The sequence below is a fragment of the Xanthomonas sp. D-36-1 genome (assembly GCF_017746155.1).
GTDB lineage: Bacteria > Pseudomonadota > Gammaproteobacteria > Xanthomonadales > Xanthomonadaceae > Xanthomonas > Xanthomonas cissicola.
Map to the genome: position 1 here is coordinate 70,971 of NZ_JAGHWR010000026.1, position 13,542 is coordinate 84,512.

General features: G+C 64.3%; 10 protein-coding genes, 1 other RNA gene and 1 pseudogene. 6 read left to right on the forward strand and 6 right to left on the reverse strand.

All coding sequences use genetic code 11. The features are described 5' to 3' along the window. Nucleotides 1–317 precede the first annotated feature (317 nt). Nucleotides 318–932 (forward strand): glutathione binding-like protein, encoded by a 615-nt coding sequence (locus J7367_RS08220; RefSeq protein ID WP_007970618.1) that lies wholly within the window; start codon nt 318–320, stop codon nt 930–932. Between the two features lie 84 nt (nt 933–1,016). On the opposite strand, the gene J7367_RS08225 is transcribed toward J7367_RS08220, so the two are convergent. Together J7367_RS08225 and J7367_RS08230 are read right to left on the reverse strand one after the other, a co-directional pair. After that, nucleotides 1,017–2,003 carry a malate dehydrogenase gene (locus J7367_RS08225; protein ID WP_007968897.1) on the reverse strand — a complete coding sequence of 329 codons (987 nt, stop codon included), beginning with the start codon at nt 2,001–2,003 and terminating at the stop codon, nt 1,017–1,019. 118 nt (nt 2,004–2,121) lie between these two features. After that, nucleotides 2,122–2,616 carry a peptidylprolyl isomerase gene (locus J7367_RS08230; RefSeq protein WP_007968896.1) on the reverse strand — a complete coding sequence of 165 codons (495 nt, stop codon included), beginning with the start codon at nt 2,614–2,616 and terminating at the stop codon, nt 2,122–2,124. A gap of 241 nt (nt 2,617–2,857) precedes the next feature. Between J7367_RS08230 and typA the strand changes: the two genes are divergently transcribed. The 3 genes from typA to J7367_RS08245 all read left to right on the forward strand — a co-directional run bounded on the left by typA (nt 2,858) and on the right by J7367_RS08245 (nt 6,927). After that, nucleotides 2,858–4,687: a translational GTPase TypA gene (typA, locus tag J7367_RS08235; RefSeq protein WP_057661862.1), complete on the forward strand. Its 1,830-nt coding sequence runs from the start codon at nt 2,858–2,860 to the stop codon at nt 4,685–4,687. A gap of 67 nt (nt 4,688–4,754) precedes the next feature. Continuing rightward, nucleotides 4,755–5,174 carry a DUF2127 domain-containing protein gene (locus tag J7367_RS08240; RefSeq protein ID WP_008571656.1) on the forward strand — a complete coding sequence of 140 codons (420 nt, stop codon included), beginning with the start codon at nt 4,755–4,757 and terminating at the stop codon, nt 5,172–5,174. A 103-nt stretch (nt 5,175–5,277) separates the two neighbouring features. Further along, the gene (locus tag J7367_RS08245) at nt 5,278–6,927 is read left to right on the forward strand and encodes an amidase (protein WP_176215037.1); all 1,650 of its coding nucleotides are present in this window, start codon (nt 5,278–5,280) and stop codon (nt 6,925–6,927) included. Between the two features lie 112 nt (nt 6,928–7,039). On the opposite strand, the gene J7367_RS08250 is transcribed toward J7367_RS08245, so the two are convergent. From J7367_RS08250 to J7367_RS08260, 3 genes are all read right to left on the reverse strand, one after another. Then, a non-coding RNA gene (locus J7367_RS08250) (sX9 sRNA) lies at nt 7,040–7,113 on the reverse strand. Nucleotides 7,114–7,171: 58 nt separating this feature from the next. Next, on the reverse strand, nt 7,172–8,299 hold the full coding sequence (locus J7367_RS08255; protein ID WP_007968892.1) for a mechanosensitive ion channel domain-containing protein: 1,128 nt from the start codon (nt 8,297–8,299) through the stop codon (nt 7,172–7,174). Between the two features lie 85 nt (nt 8,300–8,384). Further along, nucleotides 8,385–9,782: a 3-deoxy-7-phosphoheptulonate synthase class II gene (locus J7367_RS08260; protein WP_022558413.1), complete on the reverse strand. Its 1,398-nt coding sequence runs from the start codon at nt 9,780–9,782 to the stop codon at nt 8,385–8,387. A gap of 245 nt (nt 9,783–10,027) precedes the next feature. Between J7367_RS08260 and J7367_RS08265 the strand changes: the two genes are divergently transcribed. Together J7367_RS08265 and J7367_RS08270 are read left to right on the forward strand one after the other, a co-directional pair. Beyond that, on the forward strand, nt 10,028–12,151 hold the full coding sequence (locus J7367_RS08265) for a TonB-dependent receptor (RefSeq protein ID WP_057661869.1): 2,124 nt from the start codon (nt 10,028–10,030) through the stop codon (nt 12,149–12,151). Nucleotides 12,152–12,170: 19 nt separating this feature from the next. Next, nucleotides 12,171–12,523 (forward strand): annotated as a pseudogene (locus J7367_RS08270) (hypothetical protein). 134 nt (nt 12,524–12,657) lie between these two features. On the opposite strand, the gene J7367_RS08275 reads toward J7367_RS08270, so the two are convergent. After that, on the reverse strand, nt 12,658–13,176 hold the full coding sequence (locus tag J7367_RS08275) for a disulfide bond formation protein B (RefSeq protein ID WP_007968887.1): 519 nt from the start codon (nt 13,174–13,176) through the stop codon (nt 12,658–12,660). Nucleotides 13,177–13,542: the final 366 nt, after the last annotated feature.

Consider the following 13,542-nt stretch of genomic DNA (forward strand, 5'->3'; position numbering starts at 1 on the left):
CATGCGTCGCAGTACAACGGACACGCCGCACGCCTGGCGATCGACCGGCGCGGCAGAAAGCCGTATCAGGCACCGACTCGCTTTCCGCACCCTGACGGGTTGCAAAGAAGACCCTGACCACGCCAAGGCCGCTGCCGCGACTTGCCGCGCTGGCTAGCTTGGCAGTGTCCTTCGTATCGGCATAACACCAACTTCAGCGACCAACGGGCCAATGGGCCAATGGCGACATCCTACTCAAGCCCCCGATACCCGCTGCGCGCTCCACACGGCATCGCCTGCCCGCTAAGCTTGGGTCTTCATTTTCGCGTGGATCGTCCATGAAGCTGTATACCAAGCCCGGCGCTTGTTCGCTGGCAGATCACATCGTGTTGCGTTGGTCGGGGCTGCCGTTCGACCTGAGTGTGGTCGATGCGGCGACGATGAAATCTCCCGAGTATCTGCGTCTGAATCCAGCAGGCGCCGTGCCATTGCTGCTGGTCGACGATTGGGCACTGACCCAGAATGCAGCCATCCTCAATTACATCGCCGACATCGCACCACTTACCGGCCTATCCGGCGATGGCACCGCGCGCAGCCGTGCCGAAATCAATCGTTGGATCGCCTTCGTCAATGCCGACGTGCACCCCACTTTCAAGCCGATCTTCGGTAGCACCGCGTATCTGCAAGACCCGGCGCTGATTGCGCGCAGCCAGGACGATGCGCGCGTCAAATTGCGCACGCTGTACGCGCGCGTCGATGCGCATCTGCAAGGTCGTACCTGGCTTGCCAGCGACAGCCACACCGGTGCCGATGCGTATTTGTTCGTCACCTTGCTGTGGGCGCAGAAAGTCGCGGTGAATCTGGATGGCTTGAACGCACTGCAGGCGTTCGTGCAACGCATGCTGGCCGATGCCGATGTGCAGGCTGCACTCAAGGCCGAAGGTCTGGCCTGACAGCGCAGGCGTCTGCGACACGACGCGCAATAAAAGAACGCCGGGCAATGCCCGGCGTTTTCATGACTGCAGTGATCGAACAACTCAGCCCAGCAGATGCGCCACGCCGCTGCGCTCTTCTTCCAGCTCGGCCAGGGTCTTGTCGATGTACTTCTGGCTGAAGTCGTCGATCGGCAGATCCTTGACGATGGTGTACTTGCCATTTTCGGTGGTGACCGGGAAGCCGAACATCACGCCTTCCGGAATGCCGTAGGAGCCGTCCGACGGCACGCCCATCGTCACCCACTTGCCGTTGGTGCCCAGCACCCAGTCACGGATGTGGTCGATGGCGGCATTGGCGGCGGAGGCAGCCGAGGACAGGCCACGCGCTTCGATGATCGCTGCGCCGCGCTTGCCCACCGTCGGGATGAACGTGGAAGCGTTCCACTCCTGATCGTTGATCGTATCGCCGATGGAGGCGCCATCGGCGGTGGCGAAACGATAATCCGGGTACATGGTCGGGCTGTGGTTACCCCACACCACCAGCTTCTCGATGCCGGCCACCGGCTTGCCGAGCTTGGCCGAGAGCTGGCTCAGCGCACGGTTGTGGTCCAGGCGCAGCATGGCGGTGAAATTCTTCGGGTCCAGGTCCGGCGCCGACTTCATGGCGATGTAGGCGTTGGTGTTGGCCGGGTTGCCGACCACCAGCACCTTCACGTCGCGCTTGGCGACCTTGTTCAGGGCCGCGCCCTGTGCGGTGAAGATCTCCGCATTGGCCAGCAGCAGGTCCTTGCGCTCCATGCCCGGGCCGCGCGGACGCGAACCGACCAGCAGGGCGACGTCGACGTCCTTGAAGGCCACTTCGGCGTCGTCGGTACCGACCATGCCGGCCAGCAGCGGGAACGCGCAGTCTTCCAGCTCCATCATCACGCCCTTGAGGGCGGCCTGGGCCTTCTCAATCGGCAGTTCAAGCAACTGCAGAATGACCGGCTGGTCCTTGCCCAGCATTTCGCCGGAAGCGATGCGGAACAGCAGGGCATAGCCGATCTGGCCGGCGGCGCCGGTCACAGCAACACGAACAGGTGCTTTCATGGGGTGTTTCCTCTGCTAAAAAACGTTGGTGGGGGTCGCACGCTGGCGGGGCGCAAGGCCGGGCGGCGCGCATTGACAAGCGAACGGCCGCACATGGCGGCCGTTCGACGGGATGCGATCAGGCGGCGAGGATCTTGTTCCACTCCGCAACGCGGTCGGCCTTGGCGGCCAGCACGGCGTCGGTGTCGCCTTCGATGGTGAGCGTCTTGATGGTGTCGCCCTGGGCAACGCTATCGACCACGTCCAGGCCCTGGGTGACCTTGCCGAACACGGTGTGCTTGCCGTCCAGCCACGGAGTGGCGGTGTGGGTGATGAAGAACTGGCTGCCGTTGGTGTTCGGGCCGGCATTGGCCATGGACAGCACGCCGCGCTCGTGACCGACGCCATTGTTGGCCTCGTCTTCGAAACGGTAGCCCGGGCCGCCGCGGCCGGAACCTTCGGGGCAACCGCCCTGGATCATGAAGTCGGCGATGACGCGGTGGAAGCTCAGACCGTTGTAGAAGCCGCGCTTGGCCAGGTTAACGAAGTTGGCAACCGTCAGCGGGGCCTTGTCCGGGTACAGCTCGACGACGATCGGGCCGCGGGAGGTATCGAAAGTGGCGATCAGGGACATAGAAATCCTTGCAGGTTCTGGGGTGATCAATAGCCCGCTAGGATACACCCGGGTGCGTGGCCGGCCGTATGGGTACGACCATCGTCCAACGCTCCCGCCTGCCACGGACCCGGCCCGTCACGCCCGCTGAATGGGCGATCTGAATCGACTCAGGGCAATCGGCAACGGCAGCGCAACGAAACCGCTATAATGTCGGGCTTACCTCATCTCAAGACTGGCGCCAGACAGGGGCCCTTTCCGCATGTCTATCGAAAAACTCCGCAATATCGCCATCGTCGCGCACGTCGACCATGGCAAGACCACCCTCGTCGACTGCCTGCTGAAGCAGTCCGGCACCCTGTCCGAACGCACCGTGTTGGCTGAGCGCGTGATGGACAGCAACGACCAGGAAAAGGAACGTGGCATCACGATCCTGGCCAAGAACACCGCCATCACCTGGCAGGGCAACCGCATCAATATCGTCGACACCCCCGGACACGCCGACTTCGGTGGCGAAGTCGAGCGCGTGCTGTCGATGGTGGACTCGGTGCTGATCCTGGTCGACGCGATGGACGGCCCGATGCCGCAGACCCGCTTCGTGACCCAGAAGGCCTTTGCGATGGGCTTCAAGCCGATCGTGGTGGTCAACAAGATCGACCGTCCCGGCGCACGCCCTGACTGGGTGATCGACCAGGTGTTCGACCTGTTCGACAAGCTCGGCGCCACCGACGAGCAGCTGGATTTCCCGATCGTCTACACCTCCGCACTGAACGGCTACGCAAGCCTGGATTCGGACGTGCGCGAAGGCGACATGACTCCGCTGTACGAAGCGATCATGCAGCACGTGTCGGCCCCGGACGTTGACCCGGACGGCCCGTTCCAGATGCGCATCAGCCAGCTGGACTACAACAACTTCGTCGGCGTGATCGGCATCGGCCGCATCCAGCGCGGCACCCTGAAGAAGAACATGCCGGTCAGCGTGATCGACCGCGAAGGCAAGAAGCGCCAGGGCAAAGTGCTGCAGGTGCTGGGCTTCCTGGGCCTGGAGCGTATCGAGCAGGACACCGCCGAGGCCGGTGACATCGTGGCCATCTCCGGCATCCAGGAACTGACCATCTCCGACACCGTGTGCGCGCTCGATCATCCCGAAGCGCTGCCGGCGCTGACCGTGGACGAGCCCACCATCTCGATGACCTTCCAGGTCAACAACTCGCCGTTCGCCGGTAACAAGGACCTGTCCGGCGGCAAGTTCCTGACCAGCCGCCAGCTGCGCGACCGTCTGGACAGCGAGAAGGTGCACAACGTGGCGCTGAAGGTCGAGGAAGGCTCGGACGCCGACAAATTCCTGGTCTCCGGCCGTGGCGAGCTGCACCTGTCGGTGCTGATCGAAAACATGCGTCGTGAAGGCTACGAACTGGCCGTGTCGCGTCCGGAAGTGATCATCAAGGAAATCGACGGCAAGCTGATGGAGCCGATCGAACAGCTGGTGGTGGACATCGAAGAACAGCACCAGGGCGGCGTGATGGAAAAGCTGGGCACCCGCAAGGGCCAGCTGAAGAACATGGAACCCGACGGCAAGGGCCGCGTGCGTCTGGATTACATGATCCCGGCGCGTGGCCTGATCGGCTTCCAGAACGAATTCCGCACCCTGACCCAGGGCTCGGGCCTGCTGTTCCACGTGTTCGACCACTACGGTCCGAAGGAACAGGGCGCGATCGCCAAGCGCCAGAACGGCGTGATGATTGCCAATGCACCGGGCGCAACGCCGGCCTATGCACTGGGACCGCTGGAAGAGCGTGGCCGCCTGTTCGCCGCCGAAGGCGACAACGTGTACGAAGGCCAGCTGGTCGGCATCCATTCCAAGGACAACGACCTGACCGTCAACGCGATCAAGACCAAGCCGCTGACCAACATGCGCGCCTCGGGCAAGGACGATGCGATCAAGCTGACCCCGGCGATCAAGTACACGCTGGAACAGGCGCTGGACTTCATCGAGGACGACGAGCTGGTGGAAGTCACCCCGAAGGAAATCCGCCTGCGCAAGAAGTTCCTGACCGAGAGCGACCGCAAGCGTGCTGGCCGTTCGGGCTGAGTTGTTGAGCTGACGCGTGAGTGACAAACCCTATAGCCCGGATCCGCGCGCGCATCCGGGACTGCATGTGATCGCCTTGCTTGAGGCGGTCAAGGGGACGCTTGCGCTGTTGGCGGCGACGGGCCTGGAAATTCTGGGCCCGCTCCCGCTGCAAAACGCGGTCATCACCCTGATCCGCCGCTTCAATTTGGACCCCGACCACGGCGCACTGCCGTCGTTGCTCAAGACCATCAGTCCCGATGCAGTGCATCTGGCCGCTGCCGCCATGCTGGCCTATGGCCTGCTGCATGTGGTGGAAGCCTGGGGTCTGTGGCGTGCCAAGGCGTGGGCCTCGGTGCTGGGCTGCCTGTCGGCGGCCATCTATCTGCCTTTCGATATCTACGCCATCGTGCGTCATCCCGGCTGGACCGCCTGGGGCGTGCTGGCGATCAACCTGCTGGTGGTCGGCGTGCTGGCACGCGACCTGGTGCGACGCCGCCGTCGCTGAGCCTGCCTACCCGTTGGCGGGCACGTCCTCCGTTGTCACCCCGACGCAGCGCCGTTAGCCTGCGACTTCTCCCCGGGGACGACCATTCATGCGATCCATCACTTTGTCTTTCGCGCTGCTGGCAGCGCTATGTGGCTGTGCGCATGCCGATGACGCGTCGCGCGCGGCGACCGCTACTCCCAGCGATTCCACCGCCACCCCCATCGATCTGGCCGAGGCCGACGTGGCCGGCCTGCAGGCGCGCATGGCCAGCGGCCAGAGCAGCAGCCTGCAACTGACGCGCGCGTATCTGCAGCGTATTGCCAGCATCGATCGCGCCGGCCCCAGGCTCAACGCGGTGATCGAACTCAATCCGCAGGCCGAAGCCGACGCCCGCGCCCTGGATGCCGAACGCAAAGCCGGCCATGTGCGTGGGCCGCTGCACGGCATCCCGGTACTGCTCAAGGACAATATCGACGCGCTGCCGATGGTCAACAGCGCCGGCTCGCTGGCGTTGGCCGAGTTCCGTCCCGACCGCGACGCGTTCGTGGTGCAGCGCCTGCGCGCTGCCGGTGCGGTGATCCTGGGCAAGACCAACCTCAGCGAATGGGCCAATTTCCGCTCCACCCAATCCAGTTCCGGCTGGAGCGGACGCGGGGGGCTCACGCGCAATCCGTATGCGCTGGATCGTAATCCCTGCGGCTCCAGTGCCGGCACCGGTGCGGCCATCGCGGCCAGCCTGGCCACCGTCGGCATCGGTACCGAAACCGATGGCAGCATTACCTGTCCGGCATCGGTCAACGGCCTGGTCGGGCTCAAGCCGACGGTTGGCCTGGTCAGTCGCGACGGCATCATCCCGATTTCCACCAGCCAGGACACCGCCGGCCCGATGACGCGCAGCGTCGCCGATGCGGCTGCAGTGCTGCAGGCCATCGCCGCCCCCGACCCGCAGGACCCCGCCACTGCCAAGGCACCGGCGGCCAGCGCCGATTATCTCGCCCACCTGAAACCCGACAGCCTGCGTGGCGCGCGCCTGGGCCTGTTGCGCAATCCGCTCCGCGAGGACCCGGCGATCGCCGCAGCGCTCGACCGCGCCGTGCAGACGCTGCGTGCGGCAGGCGCCACCGTGGTTGAGACCGCCCTGGTCACCGATGGCAAGTGGGACGCGGCCGAGCAGATGGTCTTATTGGTCGAATTCAAGGCCGGCTTGAATGCGTATCTGCAAAACCACCACGCGCCCGTGTCGACCCTGCAGCAGTTGATTGCGTTCAATCGCAACCATGCGCAGCGCGAGATGCCGTACTTCGGGCAGGAGCTGTTCGAACAGGCGCAGGCAGCGCCCGGTCTCGATGATGCGGGGTATCTGAGCGCGCGCGCCAACGCCAAGCGGTTGGCCGGGCCGGAAGGCATCGACGCAGCCTTGAAGGCAGATCGCCTGGATGCCTTGATCGTGCCCACCACCGGCGCGGCGTGGACCACCACGCTCGGCAAGGGCGACAGCTTCCCCGGCGCCGGCTATGGTGCCGCTGCAGTGGCCGGCTATCCAAGCCTGAGCGTGCCGATGGGACAGGCCCAGGGCTTGCCACTCGGCCTGTTGTTCATGGGCACGGCCTGGAGCGAGCCGCGCCTGATCGAGCTGGCGTATGCGTACGAGCAACGCAGCCATGCGCGCTTTACGCCTGGCTATGCGCCCAGTGCGCCGGCTGCGCCAGGTCCGGCAACGTCAGGCGCGACACCCGTCGCGCCGGCGCCGGGGTCGCGCCAGCATGATTGACCGCCGTGACGCCTGGCGCCCCAGAGGAAGAACCGGCCCGGCGGGTGCCTGTGCAAATGCCTGCCGAACCCATGTCATGCCGGCAGTTAGCGCAATACCACCCGAAAAAAGCAGCTACAAAACGTAGCGAACGTCGTCAGGTGGGCGTGGCCGGCGCCCTCGGAACCGCATGTACGAGTAGTCAATGCCGGTCCGGACACGGCCGCACCCGCTTGGCGGCAATGCAGTCATTTTCTTGGCCGCGCTAGATGCTGGCCGCAGGCTCGCCGTCTTCGGCGCCCGGCGAACGCACGCTCTCCTGCGCAATCGGCTCGGCAGGACGTGATGGCGGCCTTTCCTGCGTGGCGATTTCGGCGCGCAGCCTCGGCAATGCATACGCATGCTCGCGCGTCAGGAAATCGATCATGCGTTCGCGCACCAGGCAGCGCAGATCGAAGGCATCGCCGGAATTGCGCGCGCTTACCAGCAGTCGCACCTGGATGGTGTTGTCGCTGGTGTCGGTAATCTGGGTCACGCACACGCGGCCGTCCCATAGCGGCTCGCTGTGGCAGATGCGCTCCAGCTCCGCACGTACCGCTGCAATCGGCGTGCGGTAATCCAGCCAAAGGAACGCGGTGCCGAGCAGGTCGGCGCTGCTGCGTGTCCAGTTCTGAAACGGGTTTTCGATCCACCACGTCAGCGGCACCACCATGCGGCGCTCGTCCCAGATCCGCACCACCACGTACGAGCTACCGATCTCTTCGATGCGGCCCCACTCGCCTTCCACGATCACCACATCGTCCAGGCGAATCGGTTGGGTCAGTGCAATCTGCAGGCCGGCGATCAGGTTGCCGAATACCGGCTTGGCCGCGATACCGGCCACCAGCCCGATGATGCCGGCCGACGCCAGCAAGGTCTTGCCGATCTGGCGCACCTGCGGGAAGGTCAGCAGCACCACCGAAATGCCGAGCAAGATCACCGTGCCCATCAGCACGCGGCTCAGCACCCGCGTCTGGGTCTGGATGCGCCGTGCGGTGAGGTTGTCCGACACCTCGATCGGGTTGCTGCGCAAGATCGCCGCTTCGCCGGCGGCCACCGCGCGTACCAGCAACCAGGTGACGCAGCCGACGATTCCCAGATGCAGCAGATGCTGTACCGCTGCCAGCGCCTTGCCGGCCAATGGGGTCGCTTCGGTGGCGATCCCCAGAAACAACAGCGGCAGGATAAACGCCGCCGGCAGCGTGATCACGCGAATGATGCGCGCACGGCGGTAGTCGCGACCCTGCATGCGGCGAAACAGCCACAGCATCAACGACCAGGTGACGATGCCCGCCAACAGCGAGGCACCGAGCGGGATTGCGTATTCGCGGATGACGTTCCAATCGGCAGTCAAACCGTTCCTCCTGTGGGGGGAAAGAGGGATGGCTGCTAGAGCATGCCGCACGCGGCATGAGCATCACGTCATGCGCACACGCCACTCATGCGCCCAGCGGCTGCGAGGCCACCTGTTGTTGCTTGCGCACGATCGCCATCGCAATTTCCAGCGACTGTTCGTAGTTCAGACGCGGATCCACGCTGGAGCGATACGCCCGCTCCAGATCGCGCTCGGTGAGTTCGCGCGCACCGCCGGTGCATTCGGTGACATCTTCGCCGGTGAGTTCCAGATGCACGCCGCCCAGCCGCGTGCCGGCGGCCGCGTGCAGATCGAACGAGGTCTCCACTTCGTTGCGGATATTGTCGAAACGCCGCGTCTTATAGCCATTTCCGGTGCTTTCGGTATTGCCATGCATCGCATCGCAGACCCACAGCACCCGCCGCCCGTCGCGCTTGACCGCGTCCAGCAGCGGCGGCAGTTTGTCGGCGATCTGCGCTGCGCCCATGCGATGGATGAAGCTCAAACGCCCGGGTTCGTCCTCAGGATTGAGCACATCGATCAGGCGCAGCAGCTGGTCCGGCTGCACCGACGGCCCCACCTTGATCGCGATCGGGTTGCGCACGCCACGCAGGTATTCCACGTGCGCGCCATCCAGCGCGGCCGTCCGCATCCCGATCCACGGGTAATGCGTGCTGAGATTGAACCAGCCCCATTGACGCGGCACCTGCCGGGTCAGGCCTTCTTCGTACGGCAGCAACAAGGCCTCGTGCGAGGTGTAGAAATCGATGCGATTGAGGTTGTACACCTCCGCCCCGGACAGCGTTTCCATGAAGCGCACGGCGTCGCCGATCGAGGCAACCATCTTTTGGTAGTCCGCCGCCAGCGGCGAATAGCCCACCCAATCCAGATTCCAGTATTCGGGGTGATGCAGGTCGGCAAAGCCACCGTCGATCAACGCACGCACGAAGTTCATCGTCATTGCCGAGCGCGAATGCGCGGTGATCATGCGACGCGGATCGGGCACGCGCGCGGCCTCGGTGAAGGCCGGCGCATTGATCACATCGCCGCGATAGCTCGGCAAGGTCACGCCATCGCGCGTTTCGGTATCGGCCGAGCGCGGCTTGGCGTATTGCCCGGCAAAGCGACCCACCCGCACCACCGGCAGATGCAGGCCGTGCACCAGCACCAGGCTCATTTGCAGCAGCACCTTCAACCGGTTGGAGATGGTGCCCGATTCGCAATCGCTGAAATTCTCAGCGCAATCGCCACCCTGCAGCAGGAAGCGCTTGCCTTCCTGCGCTTCCGCCAGCTGGCGCTTGAGCGCAAAGATTTCCCACGAGGTCACCAGCGGCGGCAGCCGCCCCAACTCGTGCATGGCCGCCTGCAGCGCGTTTTCATCCGGGTACACCGGCAGCTGCAATGCAGGTTTGCCGCGCCAGCTGTCCGGCGCCCACGCTGCGGCGGCGGAATCGGTCACGGAAGTGGCAGCGGAAAGATTCATGAGAGGACTCCTAGGCAGCCTGCGATGTTGGCAGAGCCGGAACGCTACGCAAAGCGCCGGGAGGCCAGTGGCTCCGAATTGCCGCCGCGTCGGCCCGAAGTGGCATTCGCGCGCCGGCCCCTTCGACCTGAACAGCAAACAACATCGCCCGTCGAGCCATGACTTTCGACCTACGCTAGCGCTCGCCAAAGCGCTCAACGTTACAAAATAACAACACCCTCCCTCATCCGCCACGCGAAACCGCCATGACTCCTCGCCTTCTGTCTGCCGCCATCACCGTCGCCCTGCTGGCCGCCCCCATCGGTGCGGCGTTTGCCGCCGATGCCGACTCCGAGCGCACGACCGACCTGGATACGGTCAATGTGATCGCCAAGCTCGAGGCGGCACGCAATGCCCTGTCGCCGGACATCGGCAGCAGCCAATTTGCCATCACCGCTGAGGATATCGATCGCCTGCCGCTCGGCGCGGCGACGCCACTCAATCAGGTCCTGCTGCAGGCGCCGGGCGTGGTACAGGATTCCTACGGCGGCATCCACGTGCGCGGCGACCACGCCAACCTGCAGTACCGCATCAACGGCGTGATCATTCCCGAATCCATCTCCGGCTTCGGCCAGAGCCTGGAGCCGCGCATCATCAAGAACCTCAAGCTGCTCGATGGCGCATTGCCGGCACAGTTCGGCGACCGCACCGCTGCGGTGGTCGACATCACCACCAAGAACGGCGCCGAGCTCGGCAATGGCGGCAGCGTCGGCATCACCGCCGGCTCCTACGGCACCATCAACCCCAACGCCTCGCTGTGGGGCAGCAGCGGGCGTTGGAGCTGGTTTGTCAGCGGCGATTACGACCAGAACAAGAATGGCCTGGAAAACCCGGTCGACAGCCTCAACCCCCTCCATGACAAAACCCATCAGGGCAAGGGCTTCGCCGATCTGACCTACCTGGTCAACGAGGACACCCGTCTCAGCCTGCTGGTCGGCTACGCGAACAACCGCTTCCAGATCCCCAACAATCCGGGGCAGACGCCGGCCTTCGATTACCTGGGCACCACCGATTTCGACTCCTCGCGCCTGGACGAGAACCAGCTCGAAAACACCCGTTTCGGCACCCTGGCCCTGCAAGGCACGCTCGGCGACACCAACTATCAGCTCTCCGCCGGCCAGCGTTACAGCAGCGTCGCCTTCTCCCCCGACATTGCCGGCGACCTGATCTTCAACGGCATCGCCTCGCAAGTGGACCGCAGCAACCGCGCCAATACCGTGCAGGCGGACTTCGCAACGCCCTGGGGCGGCTCGCACACGCTGCGCTACGGCGTGTACGGCAATTTCGAACACGCCATCGCCAGCAACAATTCGTATGTCTTCCAGGCCAACGACGACGGCAGCCAGAGCAGCAACGTGCCGCTGTTCATTCTCGACGGCAGCCGCTTCCATGCCAGCACCTACGCGCTCTACCTGCAGGACGAGTGGAAGATCGGCGAGGACTGGACCGTCAATTACGGCCTGCGCGGCGACAAGTACAAGGCCTTCGGTACGACCGAAGGTCAGCTCAGCCCGCGCCTGGGCGTCATCTGGCGCGCCAGCGACAGCACCACCCTGCACGCCGGATACGCGCGTTACTTCACCCCGCCGGCCAGCGAGTTGATCTCCACCAGCGACATCGCGCTCTACGACGGCACCACCAATCAGCAGTCGGCCGGTGACGGCCCGACCACGCCACTGAGCGAGCGTAGCGACTACTACGACCTGGGCATCTCGCAAGTGGTCACCGACCATCTGACGCTTGGCCTGGACACCTATTACCGCAAGGCCGACCGGCTTCAGGACGAAGGCCAGTTCGGTGCCGCCTATGTCTATTCGACTTTCAATTACCGCTATGGCCGCATCCGCGGCGCCGAATTCAGCGCCGACTACACCAACGGGCCCGTGACGGCATATTTCAACCTCGCCTACAGCAAGGCCATGGGCAAGCGGGTCATGACCAGCCTGTACAACTTCGATCCGGATGCGCTGGCCTATACCTACGACAACTGGATCCACCTGGATCACGATCAGAAGCTGACCTCGTCCGGCGGCGTCAACTACGCCTTCAGCGAAGGCAGCAAGGTCGGCCTCAACTATCTGTTCGGCAGCGGCCTGCGCACCGATACCGACACGGTGCCAAACGGTGCGTCGCTTCCGTCTTACTTCCAGTTGAATGCCAGCGTCGGCCACGACTTTGACGTCAACACGCATCCGCTGCATGTGCAACTGGCCGCGGTCAATGTCCTCAACCGCAGCTACCAGTTGCGCGATGGCGGCGGCATCGGCGTATTCGCGCCGCAATGGGCGCCGCGCCGCGGCGTCTATGTGAGCCTGCAGCAGGAATTCTGATTGCGGTGCAAGGCAGCGAATGGACCGGCAGAACCAGCCCATTCGTTGCCGACGTTCGACGACTAAGCCTGCAGCACGGCTGGCCACGCTGCGTACCGCCTGCATGCGGCGGATGCGCATCGTTTGGCGAACGTGTACATATCGGCTTATCGAATCGAGCGGTGCCGCGATCCAACTGCGATCCACCAGCGCTGGCCAGCGGAAAGAGCCAGTGATCAGTCACGCCTTCGATGTCGCTATTGTCACTCACGGTCAACACGCCGCAGACGCATGCGAGCGGCAGCAACGGCTTCCAGTATGAAGGCCAGGAAGCAGAAGCCTCGAGCAAGCGCAGCGCAGGCCGGCCACCTTGCGACGAATCAAGGCGCCTGACCTGCAGCGGATCAGGCGCACTTTTACCCGTCAATTACGCAACAGCGTCGTCTAAGTAAAGCGGCCGTTCCCGTCGCGATGCCCCCCTGCACGCCTACGAGGCTGCCGCAGCGGATTGCAAAGCGCCGGACCTGTTAGTGATGAACCGTACTACGCCGTACCTTGAAGCCCGCATATAAGGCCCACAGCGCCAACCCTACGAACCACACCATGCTCCACATCGGCATGCTCAACCCGAGGAAGCGCCAATCGATATTGCCGCAGTCGCCGGTGCCGGTCAGCACGGTGCGGAACACCTCGAAGGGCCCCATCGTCTCGCTCAGAAAGCTCAACGGCGGCCCGCACGAAGACATCATGTCCTTGGGCCGGATCTGCACCCACACATGCCGCGCAGCGATGCCCATACCCACGCCTGCGGCGATGAAACTCAAGACCCCATAGACCTTGCGCCCGGCGGCGGCACGCGGCCCATGCAGTGCGCCAAGCAGGAAACACACTGCCAGCGCTGCGAAGGCGATCCGTTGGAAGATGCACAGCGGGCAAGGCTCCAGACCCAGATGCAACTGCACATAGATCGCGTAAGCCAGCAATCCTGCGCATGCAAGAAAGCCCAGCAGAAACTGCGCCCGGAAACTCCAACGAAATGGATTCATCGTCACTGCTTGCCTTGGGTCAGGTTGTCGATTATCAGCCATCGCCACGGCCGTGACCACGCATGCCCGAACGGGCGGGCCATCGGGCCAGGCACTGGTGGGATCTTCCGCATCGCGGCGACAACGCGACGAAGACCTGCACGCATTACCCCAGGATCAAGGCCACCGCACCAAACATCCAATCTCAGCGACGCTCGGTGCGCCCTCGGGCACCTGCACGCATCGACCAAGCCGCAGGCGCTTTCGGTGGACGCTCGCTCAGCCGCGCCGCCCCCTCCGGCGCAGCACGCGTCGGCCGACAGATAGAGCCAACAGCGTTCAGCGCCCAACCCGTTCGACCGGCAATAAAAAAGCCCGGCGTGTGCC